Annotated in this window: 17 protein-coding genes and 1 tRNA gene; 9 read left to right on the top strand and 9 right to left on the bottom strand. The window is 42.9% G+C overall.

Going from position 1 to position 21,756, the window contains the following annotated elements:
* Positions 1-51: 51 nt before the first annotated feature.
* Positions 52-2,496: an acyl-CoA dehydrogenase FadE gene (fadE, locus tag EYW48_RS00210; protein WP_277431731.1), complete on the bottom strand. Its 2,445-nt coding sequence runs from the start codon at positions 2,494-2,496 to the stop codon at positions 52-54.
* Positions 2,497-2,806: 310 nt separating this feature from the next.
* Between fadE and lpcA the strand changes: the two genes are divergently transcribed.
* Positions 2,807-3,382: a D-sedoheptulose 7-phosphate isomerase gene (lpcA, locus tag EYW48_RS00205; RefSeq protein ID WP_171980845.1), complete on the top strand. Its 576-nt coding sequence runs from the start codon at positions 2,807-2,809 to the stop codon at positions 3,380-3,382.
* Between the two features lie 55 nt (positions 3,383-3,437).
* Positions 3,438-4,283 (top strand): class II glutamine amidotransferase, encoded by an 846-nt coding sequence (locus EYW48_RS00200; protein WP_277431730.1) that lies wholly within the window; start codon positions 3,438-3,440, stop codon positions 4,281-4,283.
* Positions 4,284-4,357: 74 nt separating this feature from the next.
* Here EYW48_RS00200 and purN read toward each other — a convergent pair whose 3' ends face one another.
* Both purN and purM read right to left on the bottom strand, forming a co-directional pair.
* Positions 4,358-4,996 (bottom strand): phosphoribosylglycinamide formyltransferase, encoded by a 639-nt coding sequence (gene purN / locus EYW48_RS00195; RefSeq protein WP_053310957.1) that lies wholly within the window; start codon positions 4,994-4,996, stop codon positions 4,358-4,360.
* Positions 4,997-4,999: 3 nt separating this feature from the next.
* Complete coding sequence (gene purM / locus EYW48_RS00190) at positions 5,000-6,040, bottom strand: phosphoribosylformylglycinamidine cyclo-ligase (protein WP_261915232.1); 1,041 nt, start codon at positions 6,038-6,040, stop codon at positions 5,000-5,002.
* 166 nt (positions 6,041-6,206) lie between these two features.
* On the opposite strand from purM, the gene upp reads away from it, so the two are divergent.
* Positions 6,207-6,833: a uracil phosphoribosyltransferase gene (gene upp, locus EYW48_RS00185; RefSeq protein WP_053310959.1), complete on the top strand. Its 627-nt coding sequence runs from the start codon at positions 6,207-6,209 to the stop codon at positions 6,831-6,833.
* A 64-nt stretch (positions 6,834-6,897) separates the two neighbouring features.
* Here the strand turns inward: upp and rluF are convergent, their stop codons facing one another.
* The 3 genes from rluF to EYW48_RS00170 all read right to left on the bottom strand — a co-directional run bounded on the left by rluF (position 6,898) and on the right by EYW48_RS00170 (position 8,872).
* Positions 6,898-7,914, bottom strand: a complete 1,017-nt coding sequence (gene rluF, locus EYW48_RS00180; RefSeq protein ID WP_277431729.1) for a 23S rRNA pseudouridine(2604) synthase RluF — start codon at positions 7,912-7,914, stop codon at positions 6,898-6,900.
* Between the two features lie 93 nt (positions 7,915-8,007).
* Positions 8,008-8,586: a DNA endonuclease SmrA gene (gene smrA, locus EYW48_RS00175; RefSeq protein ID WP_277431728.1), complete on the bottom strand. Its 579-nt coding sequence runs from the start codon at positions 8,584-8,586 to the stop codon at positions 8,008-8,010.
* Positions 8,587-8,731: 145 nt separating this feature from the next.
* The gene (locus tag EYW48_RS00170) at positions 8,732-8,872 is read right to left on the bottom strand and encodes a DUF3149 domain-containing protein (RefSeq protein ID WP_010319399.1); all 141 of its coding nucleotides are present in this window, start codon (positions 8,870-8,872) and stop codon (positions 8,732-8,734) included.
* A gap of 254 nt (positions 8,873-9,126) precedes the next feature.
* On the opposite strand from EYW48_RS00170, the gene EYW48_RS00165 reads away from it, so the two are divergent.
* Positions 9,127-9,203 (top strand) — tRNA-Pro (locus tag EYW48_RS00165).
* Between the two features lie 173 nt (positions 9,204-9,376).
* Here EYW48_RS00165 and EYW48_RS00160 read toward each other — a convergent pair.
* Positions 9,377-10,237 (bottom strand): TraB/GumN family protein, encoded by an 861-nt coding sequence (locus EYW48_RS00160; RefSeq protein WP_277431727.1) that lies wholly within the window; start codon positions 10,235-10,237, stop codon positions 9,377-9,379.
* 438 nt (positions 10,238-10,675) lie between these two features.
* On the opposite strand from EYW48_RS00160, the gene EYW48_RS00155 reads away from it, so the two are divergent.
* A complete protein-coding gene (locus EYW48_RS00155) occupies positions 10,676-13,327 on the top strand; it encodes a beta-N-acetylhexosaminidase (RefSeq protein WP_277431726.1) in 2,652 nt (883 codons plus the stop codon).
* A 67-nt stretch (positions 13,328-13,394) separates the two neighbouring features.
* Here the strand turns inward: EYW48_RS00155 and EYW48_RS00150 are convergent, their stop codons facing one another.
* Both EYW48_RS00150 and EYW48_RS00145 read right to left on the bottom strand, forming a co-directional pair.
* Positions 13,395-13,850, bottom strand: a complete 456-nt coding sequence (locus EYW48_RS00150; protein WP_274682368.1) for a DUF411 domain-containing protein — start codon at positions 13,848-13,850, stop codon at positions 13,395-13,397.
* A gap of 2 nt (positions 13,851-13,852) precedes the next feature.
* On the bottom strand, positions 13,853-16,570 hold the full coding sequence (locus EYW48_RS00145) for a heavy metal translocating P-type ATPase (RefSeq protein ID WP_277431725.1): 2,718 nt from the start codon (positions 16,568-16,570) through the stop codon (positions 13,853-13,855).
* A 500-nt stretch (positions 16,571-17,070) separates the two neighbouring features.
* Between EYW48_RS00145 and EYW48_RS00140 the strand changes: the two genes are divergently transcribed.
* The 4 genes from EYW48_RS00140 (at position 17,071) to EYW48_RS00125 (ending at position 21,653) form a co-directional block, all read left to right on the top strand.
* A complete protein-coding gene (locus EYW48_RS00140; RefSeq protein ID WP_261915236.1) occupies positions 17,071-18,222 on the top strand; it encodes a porin in 1,152 nt (383 codons plus the stop codon).
* Between the two features lie 74 nt (positions 18,223-18,296).
* Positions 18,297-18,899 (top strand): DUF2057 family protein, encoded by a 603-nt coding sequence (locus EYW48_RS00135; RefSeq protein WP_176245960.1) that lies wholly within the window; start codon positions 18,297-18,299, stop codon positions 18,897-18,899.
* Positions 18,900-19,005: 106 nt separating this feature from the next.
* Positions 19,006-20,433, top strand: a complete 1,428-nt coding sequence (gene gltX, locus EYW48_RS00130; protein WP_277431724.1) for a glutamate--tRNA ligase — start codon at positions 19,006-19,008, stop codon at positions 20,431-20,433.
* Between the two features lie 242 nt (positions 20,434-20,675).
* A complete protein-coding gene (locus EYW48_RS00125; protein WP_053310969.1) occupies positions 20,676-21,653 on the top strand; it encodes an OmpA family protein in 978 nt (325 codons plus the stop codon).
* Positions 21,654-21,756 lie beyond the last annotated feature (103 nt).

Below are 21,756 nucleotides of genomic sequence, written 5' to 3'. Positions count from 1 at the left end.
ACAAAATAAGGGGCGCTTAGAAAGCGCCCATTGTCTTTTATCAAACATGAATTAGGCAACTTCACCCATCGCTGGGTATTGTGACTTTGCGGCGAGTTCCTCTGACGCAAAATCATCCACATTAATGGTGTATAAACGATGAGCTTCCGCCTCAGTTAATAGCTGTGCTTCTTGCTCGGTGAGAATTTTCTGTTGCAAACCAATGGCGGCGACTTCATCTAAACGCAAGAATGGGCGACGTTGATTGGTTACCGAGCATACTTTATCGAACAACGGCTCTGCACGTAAAATAACCTCTAGTGCTTGTTCAATCTTACCTGCTGCATTATGTGCAGTTGGGGCAAGGTATTGATTGCGGCCAATGCGGGAGCGAGTTTCACTCGGTGTTTGTAGAATCTGTGCTACTTTGCTGTCTAGCTTGTCGTTTGGCGCTTTACGGACGCGACCAATCGGCATCAGCAACACGCGCAGTACTTTTCCAATCACCTTGTTCGGAAAGTTAGCTAAGAACTCGTCGATGGCGACTTCAGTTTGCTTCAAGCTGTCTTGTAGCCCCCAATGTACTAAAGGCAAATCTTCAACTGGACGACCATCATTTTCAAAGCGTTTTAGTGTTGCTGAGCTTAAGTAAAGCTGGCTTAAAATATCGCCAAGGCGTGCCGATAAACGTTCTTTACGTTTGAGTGAGCCACCAAGTACTGCCATTGAAATATCAGACAGTAACGCTAAGTTTGCGCTGTAACGGTTCAATTGTTGGTAGTAACGCTTGGTTGCATCACTGGTTGGAGCTGATGAGCCTAACCCATCGGTGATACCAAACCAAATGCTGCGTACTAGGTTACTCATAGTAAAGCTAACGTGCCCTGCGAGAGCTGCATCAAATTTTTCAATTGCGTCAGAATCTTGCGAATAAGCGGCATTCATCTCTTCCAAAACATAAGGGTGACAGCGGATAGCACCTTGACCAAAGATGATCATCGAACGAGTCAGAATATTTGCCCCTTCGACTGTTACAGCAATCGGTGCGCCTTGGTAGCTACGTGCTAAAAAGTTTGAAGGACCAATACATATGCCTTTACCACCGACAATGTCCATCGCATCGATGATGCTGCGTTGGCCGCGATGGGTACAGTGGTATTTAACAATGGCCGAAATAACCGATGGTTTTTCACCTAAATCAATACCAGCAACAGTTAGGTTACTTGCTGCATCCATTACATAGGCATTACCACCAAGGCGGGCTAATGGCTCTTCAACTCCTTCCATGTGGCCAATAGGCTGTTTAAATTGGCGACGGATACGTGCATACGCGCCCGTTGCTAATGCTGCGGTTTTAATACCACCAGTTGAGTTTGATGGTAGGGTAATACCACGTCCGACAGAAAGACATTCCACCAACATACGCCAGCCTTGGCCAGCCATGCTTGGGCCACCGATAATGAAATCAAGCGGTACGAAAAGATCATTTGCGCGCGTGGGGCCATTTTGGAAAGGTACATTAAGTGGAAAATGGCGATTACCAATTTCAACCCCTTTCAAGTGGGTTGGGATTAACGCACAAGTAATACCTAGCTCTTGGGTTTCCCCCAATAGGCCGTCTGGGTCGCGCAATTTGAAAGCCAATCCCAATACGGTAGCAACAGGAGCTAGGGTGATATAGCGTTTGTTCCAAGTTAAGCGCATGCCCAGCACTTCTTTTCCTTCCCATTTGCCTTTGCAAACCACGCCAAAATCAGGAATGGAGCCTGCATCTGAACCCGCTTCTGGACTCGTTAACGCAAAACATGGGATCTCTTTACCTTCAGCAAGTCGAGGTAAGTAATGGTTTTTTTGCTCTTCAGTACCATAGTGTTGCAGCAGTTCACCTGGGCCTAACGAGTTTGGTACACCAACGGTGGATGAAAGTACTCCCGATACACCTGTTAGTTTTTGCAGTACGAGCGATTGAGCATAGGCTGAAAATTCTAAGCCACCATATTGCTTCTTAATGATCATGGCGAAGAACTTGTTATCTTTTAAATATTGCCAAACTTCAGGAGGAAGGTCTGCCAGTTCATGAGTGACTTGATAGTCACTGACCATGGCACACACTTCATTCACCGGACCATCAAGAAAGGCTTGTTCTTCTGTGCTTAGTTTTGGCGCGGCAATCTTATGCAGTTTGTCCCAGTTTGGTTTTCCTTTGAACAGATCCGCTTCCCACCAAACAGTACCGGCGTCTAAGGCTTCTTTTTCTGTCTGTGACATGGCAGGAAGAACTTTTTTAAATAGTTTCAACGCTTTTTTGCTGATCAGACTTTGGCGAATAGAAGAGACAGCAAAGACTGCGATAGCGGCGAGGTAAAGTACCCAGCCGATAAACCCAGCGTAGTCAAAAACCGTTAACGCAATCATAGTAACGGTTAATGCCGTTAAGGCAGTAAAGAGTGAGGTTCTGTGGTAGAGGCAAATACCGAGTACAGCGATAAAGCCAAGTGTAGAGAGCAAGATGTCCATAATATGTTTCCCTTTAAGACGGAATGTATTTTGTTATACGTCTTGGTTTTTAAAGTGGTCTAACCAGTGTCAATTGTAATCAGAATATTAATGAAATGTAAAACCTTATATTGTTCAAAAAGTGATCCATGTAGAGCAAAAAATCTAAATAATCCAATGTATCCGTGACTTTCTACGTATGGAATGAACAGAAAAGGACAATTCTTGAAGTGGAACTCTCGACAGAGCAAATGGTTTGGGTAAACTCAAGTTTGTTACTGGCTCTAAAACAAGAGTTCATCTGTAAGCAGATTAAAAAGAGAATATACCTATGTACCAGGATTTGATTAAAAGTGAATTGACGGAAGCTGCTGACGTTCTGAATAAGTTTCTCAGTGATGACCATAATATTGCTCAAATTGGAGCGGCGGCAAAACTGATTGCTGATTCATTCAAACAAGGTGGCAAAGTTCTATCTTGTGGTAATGGCGGGTCACATTGTGATGCGATGCATTTTGCTGAAGAGTTAACGGGGCGTTATCGTGAAAATCGTCCTGGTTACCCTGGCATCGCTATTTCTGATCCAAGCCATTTATCATGTGTGAGTAATGACTTTGGTTATGATTTTGTATTTTCTCGTTATGTTGAAGCGGTAGGTGCAAAGGGGGATGTATTATTTGGTCTGTCTACTTCAGGTAACTCTGGTAATATTTTGAAAGCCATTGAGGCGGCGAAAGCGAAAGGCATGAAAACCATTGCTCTAACCGGTAAAGATGGTGGCAAAATGGCGGGCTTGGCGGATGTTGAAATTCGTGTCCCTCATTTTGGTTATGCTGACCGTATTCAAGAAATCCATATTAAAATTATCCATATCATTATCCAATTAATCGAAAAAGAAATGGCGTAATTATCTGAATTATTCAGGTGCAGCCTCAGGTTTAAAGAAGGGAGTGCGTTAAACCATGTGTGAATTGCTCGGTATGAGTGCCAATGTGCCGACGGATATTTGCTTTAGTTTTACTGGGCTGATTCAGCGTGGAGGCAATACAGGTCCACACCGTGATGGCTGGGGAATTACTTTTTATGAAGGAAAGGGGTTTCGGACGTTTAAAGACCCAAACCCCAGCTTCCAGTCCAAAATTGCAGAGCTGGTCCAGAGTTACCCGATAAAAAGCCGTGCGGTCGTTAGCCATATTCGTCAAGCGAATCGTGGGGGCGTAAATTTGGAAAATACTCATCCCTTCACGCGGGAGTTGTGGGGGAAATATTGGACATTTGCTCATAATGGACAATTGGCTGATCACCAACAGTTAGAAACTGGGCGCTATCGCCCCGTTGGTGAAACAGACAGTGAACAGGCTTTTTGTTGGTTATTAAAGCAATTGGAAGCGCGTTATCCAGAACCACCACAGGATATGGTTGGGATGTTTCGTTTTGTTGCGCAATGTTGTGACCAATTAAAAGAAAGAGGCGTATTTAACATGCTGCTTTCGGATGGGGAATACGTGATGACGTATTGTACGAATCACCTTTATTGGATCACCCGTCGTGCGCCATTTGGTAAAGCCAGCTTGCTTGATGAAGATGTTGAAATCAACTTTCAAGAAGAAACAACACCAAACGACGTGGTTTCTGTGATTGCGACACAACCTTTGACGGGTAATGAAATGTGGCAGCGAATGAAACCCAGTGAGTATGCGATTTTTCACTATGGTGAGTGTATTGATAATAATGCCTCAGCGTTAGTTGATGTGCCGTTTGCAGCGGCTAAACCTGGGTGTCAGGCACCGCTTGAATCTCTGAATTAAATGGTATTCTCATTGCTCAACAAAAAAGGGTTGCTGTTATGCAACCCTTTTTACTTTCCAATTTGTTGTTTAACTTAATCGAACGCGTAGCCATGCATACCAAGTTGTTTTCCATCGAGGTAAGCTTTACCTTCACGCATTTCTAAACGTTCTTCAACAAACCATTGTGCCACTAAAGGGTAAATTCGATACTCTTGGGTTTGCACTCTATCTGTCAGTGTTTCAACCGTATCTTCATCAAAAATAGGTACCTTTGCTTGTAGAATAACAGGCCCGCCATCAAGCTGCTCTGTGACAAAGTGAACACTGGTTCCATGTTCTTCATCACCAGCATGAATCGCGCGTTGGTAGGTATTGAGACCAGGATATTTCGGTAGCAGCGATGGGTGTATATTGAGCATTCTTCCTAAGTAGTGACGAACAAATTCACTACTCAGAATGCGCATATAACCAGCTAGAATGATTAAATCAGGTGCGTATTGGTCTATTTGTTCCATCAATGCGAGATCAAACGCGTCACGCGTATCAAAAGCATTAGGGTCAATATGTACCGCTGCTGCACCTGCTTTTTTAGCTCGTTCTAAGCCATAAGCAGTTGCTTTGTTTGAAAAAACGGCCGTAACCTTGCCATCTTTAATCTTCGTTTCACACGCGTCGAGGATAGCCTGTAAGTTGGTACCATTTCCTGAAACTAAAACAACAATACTTTTCATAGGTTATTTGATCTCTACTTGCTCTTCACCAGATTGAGCTTCAGCAATATGACCGATAACCCATGCGTTTTCACCTTCTGCTTGCAGTAATTTAACCGCAGCATCGGCTTGTTCAGTTGGTAGTGCAACGATAAGACCGACACCACAGTTGAAAGTGCGGTACATCTCGTGAGTTGTCACATTACCCTTTTCTTGAAGCCATTGGAAAATGATTGGCCATTGCCAACTGCTTCCATCAATAACGGCTTTGGTTCCTGCTGGTAAAACTCGAGGAATGTTCTCCCAAAAGCCACCACCAGTAATGTGTGAAATTGCGTGAATGTCGTGTTCTGCGATCATCTTAAGCGCTGATTTGATGTAAATCTTGGTTGGTGTCAGTAAGTGCTCACCAATGCTTTTTCCTGCTAACTCTTCATTTTTATCTGCGCCAGAGACTTCTAAGATCTTACGCACTAACGAGTATCCATTTGAGTGGGGACCGCTTGAACCTACCGCAATCAATGCATCACCAGCCGCCACTTTTGAGCCGTCGATGATGTCTTCTTTTTCCACCACACCGACACAAAAACCAGCGACATCGTAATCTTCGCCTTCATACATACCTGGCATTTCTGCGGTTTCACCACCAATTAACGCACAGCCAGCTTGTACACAACCATCGGCGATACCAGATACCACGTCCGCTGCGGTATCTACATCTAATTTGCCGGTTGCGTAGTAATCTAAGAAGAAGAGTGGCTCTGCACCTTGGACGATTAAATCGTTCACACACATTGCTACGAGATCAACGCCAATCGTGTCGTGCTTTTTCATATCCAAAGCGAGACGCAATTTAGTGCCCACACCATCAGTGCCGGAAACCAAAACAGGGTGTTTATATTTTGTTGGCAGCTCACAAAGCGCACCAAAACCACCAATGCCACCCATTACTTCAGGGCGACGAGTGCGTTTTACGGCACCTTTAATGCGTTCAACTAGTGCATTGCCTGCATCGATATCTACGCCTGCATCTTTGTAGCTCAGAGATGTGTTATTACCGCTCACGGGGAAGTCCTCGTTTAAGTTGGATATGAAAACGGCGCTATTCTAACAGGGCTTAAAACAAAAAGGAAAACGTTTGCGTCAGTTTTTTTGTTTATAATTGGCACTGAAACCAATACAAAATGTGTGTATAATCCGCAGGTTTATTTAAATATTGCCGGAGATGGAAATGAAAGTTGTTGAAGTGAAGCACCCTCTAGTTAAACACAAACTTGGGTTAATGAGAGAAGGGGAAATCAGCACTAAGCGTTTTCGTGAGCTAGCGACAGAAGTCGGTAGCCTGCTTACTTATGAAGCGACATCTGATTTTGAAACAGAAAAAGTGACCATTGAAGGTTGGAACGGCCCTGTTGAAGTCGATCAAATTAAAGGCAAGAAGGTTACGGTTGTGCCAATTTTGCGTGCAGGCCTTGGCATGATGGATGGTGTTCTCGAGCACATTCCTAGTGCACGCATCAGTGTGGTAGGTGTTTACCGTGATGAAGAAACATTAGAACCAGTGCCTTATTTCAATAAGTTAGTTTCTAACATTGAAGAGCGTATCGCGTTAGTCGTTGACCCAATGCTGGCGACTGGTGGTTCGATGATCGCCACGATCGATCTTCTGAAAGAGCAAGGCTGTAATCAGTTTAAAATCCTAGTATTGGTGGCGGCACCTGAAGGTATTGCAGCTCTTGAAAAAGCTCACCCAGATGTAGAACTATACACAGCTGCGATTGATGAAAAACTAAATGACAAAGGTTACATCGTTCCTGGTTTAGGCGATGCTGGTGATAAGATTTTTGGTACCAAGTAATTGAATGACAAAGGGGAGCATATCGATGCTCCCCTTTGTTTTACTTAATTCTAAAAATTAATGATTACTTTTTAAGACCGAGCGTACCCGTTGTACGTTTAGCGGGTGCTTTATCATTGTTACTGCCTTGTCTTGCATCATTATTCCATGACTTATTGCTAGCCGATGTAGTGCGAGAGCCTTTGCCTTTTTTAGAATTTGGCGCATGGCGATATTCATCAGCATTATGACCTTTAAAGGTTCGCGTTTTTTGGTTACGACGTGCTGTTGAGGTTTGATTCTCTTCGCGGCTATCGTACAGCTTAGCATCGGTTGCTCTGCGAATGCGTTTTCCTTGCGCGTCTAATTTTGATGCGTCTTCAGTGCCACTTGAACCTTCACACATCGCCAGAATTTCAGCCACTTCATTATCAGACAGGTAACGCCATTTGCCATTTGGAATACCATCTAAACTGATGTTCATAATTCTAACACGGCGCAATTTAAACACCTCATAACCTAGTGCTTCACACATACGACGAATTTGACGGTTCAAACCTTGAGTTAACACGATACGAAATGAGAACTTAGTTTCTTGCGTCACTTTACAGGGCAAAGTAACGGTATCGAGAATTTCAACACCGGAAGCCATTTTCTTTAGAAACTCATTGGTGATCGGCTTGTCTACACGTACCACGTACTCTTTTTCGTGGTTATTTCCTGCGCGTAGAATCTTATTCACAATATCACCGTCATTGGTGAGAAAAATTAAGCCATCAGAAGGTTTGTCTAGGCGGCCGATAGGAAAAATACGCTGGCGGTGACCGATGAAGTCAACAATGTTTCCCGGAATATCTCGTTCAGTCGTACAGGTAATGCCGGTCGGTTTGTTTAATGCGATATAGATAGGTTTTTCTTTTGATTTTAGTGGCTTATCGTCAATGCAAACGTCATCATCTGGCTGCACTTTTGTGCCCATCTCTGGCAGTTTACCATTGATAGTTACCCGGCCTTGCTCAATCAATTTATCGGCTTCACGACGCGAGCAGTAGCCTGTTTCACTGATGAATTTATTCAGGCGTTTTTCAGTTTGTTGTGGCATGTTGTTCTCCTAACGTTTCCCAACGGCGGTTAAAAAAGAAAGCAACACAGAAGTGTTGCTTTGGATGGCGTTTATTTTAGCAGTTATAGTTAATTAACCAAGCCGTTTTTGATGACGTTCTCGGTTTTCTATTTTCTTTTCGGAGCTCTTACGCAACATCACATAAACTGCTCCTGAACCACCATGAAAAGTTTGAGCACTATGCACGCATTGCACATCTTTTATCTGCATCAACCAGTTAGCAACGAAGCTTTTCATTAGCGCTGGTGGGTTTGACTTCTCCCCACGGCCATGCACTATGGTGACAGTTCGAATATCCCAATCCATGCATTGTTTTAGAAAGCTAACCACTTCATCTCGCGCTTCTTTCAGTGTTTTACGATGAAGGTCTAAGCGAGCTTGAATAGGGTATATTCCTAAGCGCAGTTTTCGATAAACCCCTTCTTGAACACCGTCACGCTTGTATTCGATAATGTCATTAGGTTTGAGCATTGGGGCATTATCGATCGAAAGATAATCAGGATCACCTTCACTTATCGTCATGGCCGATTCTCTTTTAGCTAGCTGAGAATCAGTGACAGTATGTGATTTTTTAAGCTCGGCGGTATCGTGAGTAATTGGCTTTACGTCGCCCATCATTTGTTGGAATAAATCGAAATCATTCTGAGACATGGGGGCTTCTCGAATCGATAGTGGAATAGTCAATTATACCCAGTGATCCTTGAATCAGATCAAGCAGAAAATAAAAAACCGGAGCAGATAAGTAGTCGGCTCCGGTGCATAGCGTCATTCTATTTTTCAATAGCGGCTAAGCGATCTAGTGAGGAGATTTGTCGTTCATCACCTTGTAAATGAAGAAACCGCCGTAAAATAGCATCAGACCAAAAGCGCCAAAGATTACTATCATTGAAGATAGCCCCACTGCATTACCAAATAGGAGATCAAGCCAAAAGTCCATGTTTCCTCCAAAGTTTCGAAGACAAGTCCACGTTAAAGGCTCATGATTGTGGTGACACTGATCTGGATCAATTGTGTTGCATAGGTTAAAAGAATGTTTATTATTGTGTGTAATCGATCACATTCCTTGATTGTGCTGGCGATGTTTTGAGCGAATGGTTCTTTTTTAATGGAAAAATCATTAAATGGCTTGCGTCTGTGAATGAGATCCGTAATATACGCATCCGTTCTAGGACATAAATTTTAGAACAATCTCGGTGAATAGCGCAGCTTGGTAGCGCATCTGGTTTGGGACCAGAGGGTCGGGGGTTCGAATCCCTCTTCACCGACCACATTAAAGGCCTCGCAGCAATGCGGGGCTTTGTCGTATCTGGGGTGTGGAAATAGTAAGCTCAGAAAAGGGTCGGGGGTTCGGCTCTTTCAAACTCTGGCTCTTCACCGACCACATTAAAGGCCTCGCAGTAATGCGGGGCTTTGTTGTATCTGGAGTGTAGCAATGGTGTACTCAGAAATCACAGCTGGCGGTTTGGCTTGTTGAAAGCCGTTGAACGGCGAACCCCTTTGCTGTGAGTAAATCAATTAAGTTGTGCTTGCCGACTAAATGCAGAGTACCAACGACAACTAAATAGTTACCATCTTTATTAGGTAAAAAATAATCGGAGCTGAGCTTATCTGCCCATGCGTTATTTCTTTGAGTAATGAACGTTTCCACCATCTCCTCTGACATCTGTTCTAATTCTGCAAACTGAATGAGTTTGTGTTGATCACCTGCAGTCCAACTTTCAATTAAACAGTGTAGAACTTGCTCATTATTGTCCCACTCATCCAATATTGAGGTTAACAACTCTTTACCATCTTCTGGTTGATTGGTCAGTAAGTCTATCTGAAATTGCAGTTCTTCTAGGCTGAAAATAGGCTTGTTATTGATCGTTGCTTTGTACATCAGACGCATATCGACACCATCATCCGGTACATAACCTAATAGGGACCATTGTGCTTGCTGTAATTGTAAAGCGGTTACCCAAGGCGGAGAGTCTTTGAGGTTTTCGGCGTTTAGTCCTAACTGTTTAGCAACCGTAACTAATTGCGACAGTTGCTGTGTATTGAGCACATCTTTAGATAAATGTTGCGTGGGAGGATAGGTAATGCCTTCGATTTTTCTCACGTCAGTTTCTACAACTAGCCCATCACTACTTTCAAAAAACTGTGTTACTGCTTGAGGAAGTGGATACATCGATTCATCACCCACATGGATCGATCCAACAATTAATAGGGTTTGATTTCCTTTCTTAGCTTGCCAGTAGAGTGGTTCGGCATTGATTACTATTGAGAAAAGCAAAGAGAAAACTAACAGAAAATATTTCACAGTTATTCGTCACGAAGGTTGCGTCAAAAACGTTACTTTAAAGTATTTTAACGGTTTTTACTGCGCTAAGAGTTGAGGTTTCGATCACATTTCTAGTCCATTATCCATTTTTATAAAATAGGTAGCAGAATGTGGTTGTGAACAGGATCACGAGACATTGGTCATATAAAGCTCTATTTCAGTCACTTTATACACAAAAAACACGTCAAAAATGAACTTGTAATTTTAACGTGTTTATTAATGTATTGATTTATTTGATTTTATATTTTTTTGAAAATTATAAAATTTGAAGCGGATCACCGGATATAGTTAATTATTTTACGCTTAGAAATAACTACTAGTATGTTGTTGACATTGTGTAGAGCAGCCATTGGCTGACGTTTTTTTAAGTCCCTTATTTGGACTTTATTCCAGTCTATTAAGTGTAAGGTTAGTCATATGATTAAACGTAATTTGATCGCCGTTTCAGTCCTTGCCACCCTATCTGGGTGTTCAGTGTATCAATCTTCAGAGCAACAAGTCATCGATTCATTAGCCAATAACATCGATATTAAATATACCGTGTTAACCAACCATGGTGCTGATGAAGGTCTAGCCTGCCAAGATCTTGGTGCGGAATGGGCATCTTGTAATAAGGTGAATATGACACTGACTAATCATGGCGAGGCTGTAGATTCAAAAGACTGGGCTATCTATTTCCATAGTATCCGCCTTATTCTGGATGTCGAAAATGAGCAGTTTAAAATTACTCGTTTAACGGGTGATTTACATAAACTGGAACCGACAGACAAATTTGATGGGTTTGCCGCTGGAGAGGAAGTGGAACTTCCTTTAATTAGTGAATATTGGCAGTTGTTCGAAACTGACTTTATGCCTGGCGCTTTTGTAAGTGGCCTTAATGCTGAGCCTAAGTTAATTACCTCGCTCAATACCGAAGATACCGCTTCGTTTGTACGAGGTTTAGAAGGAAGCAATATTAAGCGAACTGCTGGTGATAACAATGTTTTTGCAACGGCAATCACTCGCTTTGAAAAAAATAATGATGTTCATAGCAAAGATGTGTCCACTACGCTTATTCCGACACCCCTGCATACCGTTGTGGGACAAGGCTCGGTTGATTTAAGCCAAGGTTTGAAGGTTGTCGAAGAAGGCTTTGACTCTGCACAATACGCAGCATTAGTTTCTCGAGCGGATTTACTCGGTGTAAGTCTAAATGGGGAATTGCCAGTTAGCGTTAAAGTTGATGCGGCAGCATTTTCTGGGGATATGGCTAAATCGGGTGCGTATTCTTTAGATATTCAAAAGGATGGTATCGGCATTGAGGCTTTTGACCAAGCTGGTGCTTTCTATGCCGTTCAATCGATCTTTGGCTTGATTGATAGCCAAAATGAAAAGTCTTTGCCGGTGATAAGCATTCAAGATGCTCCACGGTTCGAGTACCGTGGCGTAATGGTTGATGTCGCTCGTAACTTCCATTCTAAGCAAGCTATTTTAGCTACACTGGAGCAAATGGCAGCTTACAAAATGAATAAGCTACACCTGCATTTGACTGATGATGAAGGTTGGCGTTTAGAAATTCCAGGGTTACCAGAGCTGACTGATATTGGTGCGAATCGTTGTTTTGACCTACAAGAGAAAAGCTGCTTACTTCCTCAACTTGGCTCAGGGCCAACATCGGATAACTTTGGCTCGGGTTACTTTAGCAAAGCTGATTACATTGAAATTTTGAAATATGCGAAAGATCGTAATATTGAAGTAATTCCTGAAATCGATATGCCAGCACACGCACGTTCGGCGGTAGTGTCGATGGAAGCACGCTTTGATCGCCTTATGGAGCAAGGTAATGAAGAGGCGGCAAACGAATATCGTTTGATGGACCCGCAAGACACTTCCAACGTGACAACGGTTCAGTTTTACGACAAGAAAAGTTTTATCAACCCGTGCTTAGATTCTTCAAAGCGTTTTGTTGATAAAGTAATTACTGAAGTGGCGGCAATGCACCAAGAGGCGGGCATGCCATTATCCACTTGGCACTTTGGTGCTGATGAAGCGAAAAACATTAAATTAGGTGCTGGATTTCAAGATATCAATGCCGAAGAGAAAGTAAGTTGGAAAGGTAATATTGATTTGTCAGCGCAGGACAAGCCATTTGCTCAATCACCACAATGCCAAGCATTAGTGAAACAAGGCACAGTCAGTGACTTTGCTCATCTGCCGAGTCATTTCGCTGAAGAGGTCTCTAAGATTGCGGCAGAGAAAGGGATAGCAAACTTCCAGGCTTGGCAAGATGGTCTGAAATACAGTGAAGGGCCTAGTGCGTTTGCTTCACAGAAAACCCGTATTAACTTCTGGGATGTGTTGTACTGGGGAGGTTCGTCGTCTGTCTATGAGTGGGCAGATAAAGGTTATGATGTAATTGTATCTAACCCTGACTATGTTTATATGGATATGCCATACGAAGTCGACCCTAAAGAGCGAGGCTATTACTGGGCAACACGTGCCACGGATACGCGTAAGATGTTTGGTTTTGCGCCAGAAAACATGCCACAAAATGCTGAAACGTCGTTAGATCGTGATGGCAATGGTTTTAGTGGTAAAGGTGAAGTTGAAGCGAAACCTTTCTATGGCTTGTCGGCACAATTGTGGTCTGAAACGGTACGTAACGACGAACAGTATGAATACATGGTATTCCCGCGTGTGCTCGCTGCTGCTGAACGTGCGTGGCATAAGGCTGAGTGGGAAAATGACTACAAAGTTGGCGTTGAATATTCACAGCAGACTAATTTGGTCAATAAAACGCAACTTAACCAAGATTGGGTTCGTTTTGCCAATATCATTGGTCAACGTGAGTTAGCTAAGTTAGATAAAGCGGGTATTGAATACCGTCTTCCGGTCCCTGGTGCCAAAATTGAAGCGGGTCAGTTGGCGATGAATGTTCAATTCCCAGGTGTCGAATTGCAATACTCTGTTGATGGTGAAAGCTGGCTAGATTACGATGATTCAGCAAAACCTAAGGTCAACGGCGAGGTGTGGATTCGTTCGGTATCTACTAACGGTGAGCGTGCTAGCCGAGTCACCAGCATCAAATAGCGGCCCCATTTAAATGAAAGCCTCCGATCTCCGGAGGCTTTTTCGTTGATAGCTCTAAGATATAGGGCTAGTTGCCAGCGTGGTGGGAAAACTCAAACGCTTGCCCTTGTTCGTTGAACGCGTAAACCGAGTAAGCATCTTTTTTATTACCATACTCCATACCTGGAGAGCCGATCGGCATTCCAGGAACGGCTAAACCTTTTGCATTTTGGGGCGGGTTAGCAAGAAACGCTTTAATATCATCGGCTGGGACATGGCCTTCAAAAACATAGCCATCAATAACGGCGGTGTGGCAAGAGGCTAGCTCTTGTGTAATGCCAAACTTTTGTTTGATGGGATTCATATTTTCATGTAGCTCTTCCTTGACGATAAAGCCTTGCTGTTCCATATGTTTACTCCAATCACCGCAACAACCACAGTAAGGTGACTTATAATTGGTGACAGTTGCTGATGCGATAGCTTGAGCCGATAAGCTTGCCATCGCGAGTGTTAGCATCGTCATGGATAGTGTTTTTAGTTTCATAATCACCTCTGTGAAATAAAGGGCGTTTTAAATAGTCGTAAGCGATTGGCATTACTGACTACCGTAATTGAAGAAAGTGCCATGGCCGCGCCTGCAACCACTGGGCTGAGTAAAAAGCCAAAAGCAGGGTAGAGAATGCCCGCTGCAATCGGGATGCCTAGCGAGTTATAGACAAAGGCTCCCAATAGATTCTGCTTCATATTTTTAATGGTGGCTTTGGATAGAGCGATAGCATTAACCACAGCCAGTGGTGAAGAGTTCAACAGTGTCATTTGCGCGCTCTCAATCGCAACATCACTGCCGCTGCCCATTGCTATACCTATGTCGGCTTTGGCAAGTGCTGGCGCATCGTTAATACCATCACCGACCATCGCTACCACTTGACCTTGTTTTTGTAGCTTATTGATATGTTGTGCTTTTTGTGCGGGCAGCACCTGAGCGATCACTTGTTTTATCCCTAATTGTTTTGCGATGGCATTAGCTACACTTTGAGTATCACCGGTAAGCATGACAGTGTGAATGCCCAGTTTCGTCAAAGCGGAGATAGCTTGAGCCGCCTCTTCTTTTATCGGGTCAGCAATGGCGATCATTCCTTTGATTTGATCATTAATGGTAATGACCATCGGAGTCCATGCCTTTGCAGCATAGCGTTTAATCGTTTCGTCAACGGGGGCGAGTGAAATCCCCAGCGACTGGATATGAGCAATGGAGGCGATGGTAATGCGCTCTCCTTGAATATTTGCACTTAACCCTTTGCCTCTTAGGTTGGCAAATTGTTCAATCGACAGTGGTTGAATCGCGTGTTGCTGTGCGAACTGGCAAACCGCTTTCGCCAACGGGTGATCAGAATGTTGTTCAATAGAATAGGCGATAGAGAGTAAGCGTTGCTTGTCGATTTCAAAAGTATCCACACTTTGAACGCTTGGCTTGCCTTGAGTTAGGGTACCGGTTTTGTCAAAGACAACGGTGGTTATTTTACTGGCTGACTGCAAGACATCGGCATCGCGAATTAATATGCCCATTTCAGCGGCTTTGCCGACTCCCACTGTAACCGACAGAGGTGTTGCTAACCCCAAAGCGCAAGGACAAGCGATAATTAACACCGTGGTTGCTACAACCAGCATATAACTTGCCTTGGGGTCAGGGCCAAACAGATACCAGGTAAAGGCTGAAAATAGGGCGATTAACACCACGATGGGGACAAATATGGCTGAAATTTGGTCTGCCAGTTTGGCAATGGCGGGTTTACTACTTTGTGCCTGGCGAACCATTTGGATAATTCGCGCCAGCATGGTTTGTGCACCAATGCCTGTTGCTTCAATGATTAAACTGCCGTCATTATTGATGGTGCCAGCGGATATGCCGTCTCCTTTGGTTTTTAGTACTGGAATTGGCTCTCCTGTGAGCATTGATTCATCAAGGTAGGACTCTCCTGCGAGCACTTTGCCATCAATAGGAGCCTTTTCTCCAGGCTTGATACGTAATTTCATGCCTAACTGAATAGTGCCAACGTCGATGGTTTTATCCCCTTGCTCTGTTATTAATGTCGCCTGTTGAGGTTGAAGGTTGATCAGTGCTTGCAAAGATTGGGTGGTTTTGGCTTTGGCTCTGGCTTCAATATAGTGTCCGAGAGAAATTAAACCAATGATCATCGCACTAGCTTCAAAGTACACATGGCGAGAAGCAAGCGGAAACCAGTTGGGGACGATAATGACCAGCATCGAATAAATCCACGCAGCGCCAGTACCTAGTGCAACTAAGGTATCCATTGTGGCTCGGCGATGAGTTAGGGCCAGCCAAGCATTGCTGAAAAATTGGCGACCTGCGGTTGCCAACAACCCCAAGCAGAGTAAACCAATCACTCCCCATAACCATTGATCAAGTGTCGATAGGATCATCATGTTACCGCCAGCAACACCCCAGCCCATGAGCGGAATACCGAGCATCAAACCAAGCCAAGCACTGCGTTGGTGGTGCTTCAGTGTTTCTTGTAAGTGTTGTTGCTGCTTTTGCTGTTGTAATGCCGGGTCATCCATTTTTTCTGCGCGGTATCCGGCTTCTTTTACATTTTTAAGTAACTGTTGCACCAAGGCTTCATTTTGCGAAGAGGTGGCAACCAATGCGCTTTGTTCGGCTAAATTTATTTGAGCTCGTTTGACACCTTTTACGGCTAATAAGGCTTTCTCTACGGAAGAGACGCAGCTAGCACAGGTCATGCCTTGGATCTGTAAGTGAATGCTTACTGTTGAAAAGTTTTCCAACATATCAGGTTGTTTAGGTAGATTGGTGTTATCAACTGCTGTTGGTGCGCTTTGTTGTTCAGCTTCACGATTTTCTTCTTCTATAAGCGCTTGATAACCGAGAGATGCTACTTGTTGTTGGATACTGGCAGCAGGTAGGGTCGTCACTAAAGACAATTGTGTTTTAGTGACCAACAGGCGAGTGATTTGATCGGATGCTTTAAGCAGTGAAGTAAGTTTGTTCACACAACCACCGCAATTCAAACCTTGTAATTCAAATTCAAGATGATTACCGGCTTGATAGCCTAATGACTCGATTTCATCAATAAGTTCATCTAACGATGCGGACGTCGTCAATTCAATCAATGTGGTGGTAAGCTGGTGGATATCTACATTGGCTTGCTGCTTTAACTGACGTTCTATTTTTTTAGCGCAGCCCATACATTTAAGACCGGCTAGCGGTATGCTGAAATGTTTCATTGATAGATCCCCGAGTCATTCTATTACCGAGTAGCATAAACCTTCCCTTAAGGGGAAGGTCAAGCACTAACGTTATCCCGACAAAATCGTCAAATTGTGACTTTTTTATTCAATATGACGGCGAGTTTGTTGCGACTGACTTCAAAGATATTTATAGATGTAAATAAAGTTCCGTAAATTTTGATCAATACGATGTTGATTGACTCACAAAACTGTCCTTAAAAACATAAATCACTATTACTACATCTTATAAAAAGTTAATTTTAACGTTTTTTTGTTTTTATTGTTGTTTTAACTGCTTGTTTTTAATGGTTTTATATTTATTTGCTTTTGGTTATTTTGAAGTTTGTCAGAGAAATGTCTGCCCTATTTTTTGGAGAAAAAAAAGTTTGTCATATTGGCCCCGTCCATAAATGGTTCTCCAGATGATTCATATTCCTGTCCTGTATGAATTTGAATGGGGATAAAAAACTTAAAAATAATATATAGGGGTTTATCTTATGTCTCATTTCAAAAAAACGTTATTAGGTGCAGTGGTTTCTAGTTTAATGATGAGTGGTGCGGCTTTTGCCGAAGGAGCAAATGGCGATGCTGCTGAAAAATTCTTAACCAAGGATTCATTTGCCTATGAAGTTTACGGCATTATCGCGATGCAGGCCGCGTATCGTGATTATGACAGCGGTGATAGTGTTAAAGATGATAATTTGGGTGGAATGCAGTTCAATAATGAATCACGCATTGGTTTCCGTGGTAAAAAACAATTTGCAAATTTTGGTCCAACTTTCCTTTGGCAAATTGAAGGGGGGTATGTAGACCCTAGTTTTGGTGGTGAAGGTGCTGGTCTGGGAGAGCGTGATACCTTCGTAGGCTTTGAAAGCGAAAATATGGGGCAAATTCGTGTCGGTCGTGTGTTGACGCCATTATATGAACTTGTTGACTGGCCAGCATCGAACCCAGGTTTAGGTGATGTGTTCGACTGGGGTGGTTCTATTGGTGGCGCGAAATATCAAGATCGCCAATCAAATACTGTTCGCTGGGACTCCCCAATGTATGGCAATGCTTTCTCGTTAGATGTTGCGGCGGGCGCGGGTGATAAGGCTGGTTTAGGTGAAGGTGATGACTATTGGGCAGGTCTCGCGGCTCATTATAAAATTGGTCCTGTACAAATTGATGCTGCCTACGAAGGAAACCGTGATATTGCCACTGAAGGTACCAAATGGGATAACAATACTTACCTAATCGGTTTACAAGGTTGGTTTGACAACGGCATCTCTTTCTTTGCTCAATACAAAATGATGGATGCTAAATCCACTGCTGGTGATGATGAAAAGCAAAATGCAATGTCAGCAGGTTTGATGTACACCACGGGTGACTGGCAATATAAGCTCGGCTATGCAGCAAACTTTGAGTTAGAGCGCAATGGTAAAACGCTAGACAATACAGATGACGATGTTCTTTCTGCTCAAGTGATGTATTTTGTCGACCCATCTGCGGTGCTGTATGTGCGTGCGCGTACACTCGATTTTGGTGATAAAGCGTCTTATGCCAATGGTTATCAAGATAAAGATGCTGACGGAAAAGTGACTGGTACTGAGCGTTGGAAATCTGATGATTACGTAGAATTTTCTGTGGGCGTTGAATACTATTTTTAATCAGCCACAAGGCTAAATATCCTAAAGGGCGGTTTCCGCCCTTTTACTGCTTATAAAAATAATGAGGTCCGAAGATGTTATTAAAAAAACGATTTATTATTGCAGGGCTATCTACCCTATTTTCTTTGCAAGCATTCGCCGCTTCCATTCAACTTCAATCTGAAATTGTACCGCAAGTGTTAAATGGTAAAGCGGTACAAGCAGATGATTTTATACAGCCGCAACAGTTAGAACTAAAAGATGGTGCCAATCAGTTGGTGGTCACTATTGGGCAAATTGTTTTTCAAGATGGAAAACGAAGAAAATTTGATTCTCAACCTATGATTATTGAGTTTTCAACAGGTAGTGATGAGTTACTAACACTAAACTATCCCAACCTGAGAACGATCGAAGATGCTAAATCTTTCGAAAAAAAACCGACGTTTTCATTTACCAATCAAGATAAGCAGACGAAAGAATATTCATTAGTGGTAATGAATAAAAATGGTCTACAAGGATTTCGAAATTACGAACGAGAAGTTGCTGATTTTAATCATCAAAATGAAAATGCAACCGTTACTACTGATAGTTCAAAAAGCGCTGCAAGTGGAACAACCGACCTGAAAAATGAGTTTTCAAGCCTCTCAAAAGAGCAACAACAAGAATTTATGCAGTGGGCATTGAGAAACTTGAAGTAATCGAGGATTGTAGATTTACTTGTCAGTGGTAAAATGTCGTCACTTTTTATCCTTGTATTCGCAGCGGAACTATTCTCCGCTGTATTTTTATCCCTAAGGAAATCAAATGACGGTTAAAACTCGTTTTGCTCCTAGCCCAACAGGCTATCTTCACGTAGGTGGTGCGCGTACTGCACTTTACTCTTGGCTTTATGCAAAAAACCAAGGTGGTGAGTTCGTTTTACGTATTGAAGATACGGACCTAGAACGTTCTACCCAAGAAGCAGTAGATGCGATTCTTGAAGGTATGACTTGGCTAGGTTTGGAGTGGGATGAGGGCCCATATTTCCAAACTAAACATTTTGATCGTTACAACGAAATGGTTGATAAACTGCTGGCGGAAGATAAAGCATACAAATGCTACGCATCTAAAGAATTGCTAGATGAAATTCGCGCTGAGCAAGAAGCGAATAAAGAGATGCCCCGTTACGATGCAGATCACCCTAAAATCAAAGCGGTCAATGATGCGGCGAAAGAGGGTGACCCATGCGTTATTCGTTTCCGTAACCCGAAAGAAGGCAGTGTTGTTTTCAATGACCAAATTCGTGGCCGTATCGAGATTTCCAACAGCCAAATGGATGATTTAATCATCCGTCGTACTGACGGTTCTCCAACTTACAACTTCTGTGTGGTTGTTGATGACTGGGATATGGGTATTACTCATGTTGTACGTGGTGAAGATCATATCAACAACACGCCTCGTCAAATCAATATCTATGAAGCTCTAGGCGCACCAGTGCCAGTGTTTGCACACTGCGCGATGATTCTAGGTGACGATGGTGCGAAACTTTCAAAACGCCACGGCGCGGTGTCAGTAATGCAATATCGTGATGAAGGTTACTTACCTGAAGCATTGAATAACTACCTTGTTCGCCTAGGTTGGTCTCACGGCGATCAAGAAATTTTCTCCCGTGAAGAGATGATTGAATTCTTTAGCTTAAATGCGATCAGTAAATCGGCTTCAGCATTCAATACTGACAAACTATTGTGGTTAAATAACCATTACATTAAAACCTCTGATCCACAATATGTTGCCAAGCACTTAGAGTGGCATTTTGAGCATCAAGGTATTAATCGAGATAACGGCCCTGCATTGGCAGAGATCGTTAAATTGGTCGGCGAGCGTTGCAACACATTGGTTGAGCTTGCTGAGCAGTCGCGTTATTTCTTTGAAGATTTCTCTGAGTTTGATGAAAACGCCGCGAAAAAGCACTTACGTGGTGTAGCAAAAGAGCCATTGACATTAGCTTTGAATAAAATTGAAGCTTTGACTGAGTGGACAACAGAAAACTTACATAACGTCATTGCTGAAGTGTGTGAAGAGCTTGAGATCGGTATGGGTAAAATTGGTATGCCTTTACGTGTTGCCGTTACTGGTGGTGGTCAATCACCATCTGTGGATGCTGTTATGCAGCTTATTGGTAAAGAGCGCGTTGTTGCTCGTATCAAGATGGCTATCGACTTTATTACTCAACGTGAAGCCAACATGCAGTAATATCTCATTTAACATGTAAAAAAAACGCAGCCTTCGCTGCGTTTTTTTTACATGTTAAATTATTTGAAATACTGGGTGGTGAGTTTTTACAAAACGGTGACAAAGAATAAACTAATTCACTATTTATCCTTTCTTTTCATAGACTATAGTAATGGCTGTGATACAAAGTTTACCTGAGATCGAAACGATTTTTTCTCTTAGGTAAATTCATCATAATAACTATAAAGTTGGAAGGAATTTATATGAAAAAGTTAGCAGCAGTTATTTCGGCATCACTTATTTTTGCATCTTCAGCCACAATGGCTGAGGTGTATCTTGGAGGCAAGGTCGGTAAATCATGGTTAGATGATGCTTGCCGCTCAGTGGATACGTGTGATGATGATTCGTCTACCGTTGGTGTGTTCTTGGGTTACCAAGCACTTGATTGGCTCTCTATAGAAGCAGGTTATGATTATCTTGGTGAGTTCAGTGGTGCAGGCCTTAATGATGATAAAGTTAATGTTATTACTTTAGCACCTAAATTTAGTGTTCCGTTGGGTTATGGGGTCGAGCTTTATGCCAAAGTTGGTGGCGCTTATGTTGATTACGGCAGTGAAGATGATTACTCATACCTAGGTGCTGCCGGTTTCGAATTTAATACCGATAATAATTTAACATTCCGTGTGGAATACCAAGCGATTACAGACATCAATAATGATCTGGTACGCGCGCAAGGAAACTCTGCAACTTTAGGGGTCGCTTATAAATTTGGTGGTAGTAAGTCAGAGCCAGAACCGATGATGGTTGAAGAGGTTATTATTGAAGAAGTGGTTGAGGAACCTGTTGTAGTTGTTGAAACGACAACCGTAATTAAAAGTGTGCCATTCCAAAGCTTAGACGGCAGTAGCTTTGAGCATGATAGCTCAACATTAACTCAACAAAGTGAAGAAACTCTCGATAAGCTCGTCACTTACTTGAACACTTACCCTCAGTCACGCGTTGAAATTACAGGTCATACTGACTCCACAGGATCTGCGGCTTATAACCAAAAACTATCGGAAAAACGCGCTCAAGCGGTTGCTGATGCCGTTATAGCTAAAGGCATTGAAGCAAGTCGTATCACAGCGAAAGGTGAAGGAGAGAGTAAGCCAATTGCGTCAAATGATACAGTGGAAGGGCGCAAGCTAAATCGCCGAGTCGATATTGTTATTCCTGAGTTTGAATACGAAGTGACAAACTAACTTTATTTGTGATCAATAATGCTAAAGCCCGCGACAAAGCGGGCTTTATTATCGGAATGTTAAGTCATGCCAATTGTAGTAAACACTGGTCATCCTAGCTTGT

This window comes from Vibrio sp. 1180_3 (assembly GCF_029478545.1).
In the GTDB taxonomy this organism is placed as follows: Bacteria; Pseudomonadota; Gammaproteobacteria; order Enterobacterales; family Vibrionaceae; genus Vibrio; species Vibrio aestuarianus.
Note: the sequence above shows the minus strand (reverse complement) of the source record. Positions and strands in the feature narration are given on the sequence as shown.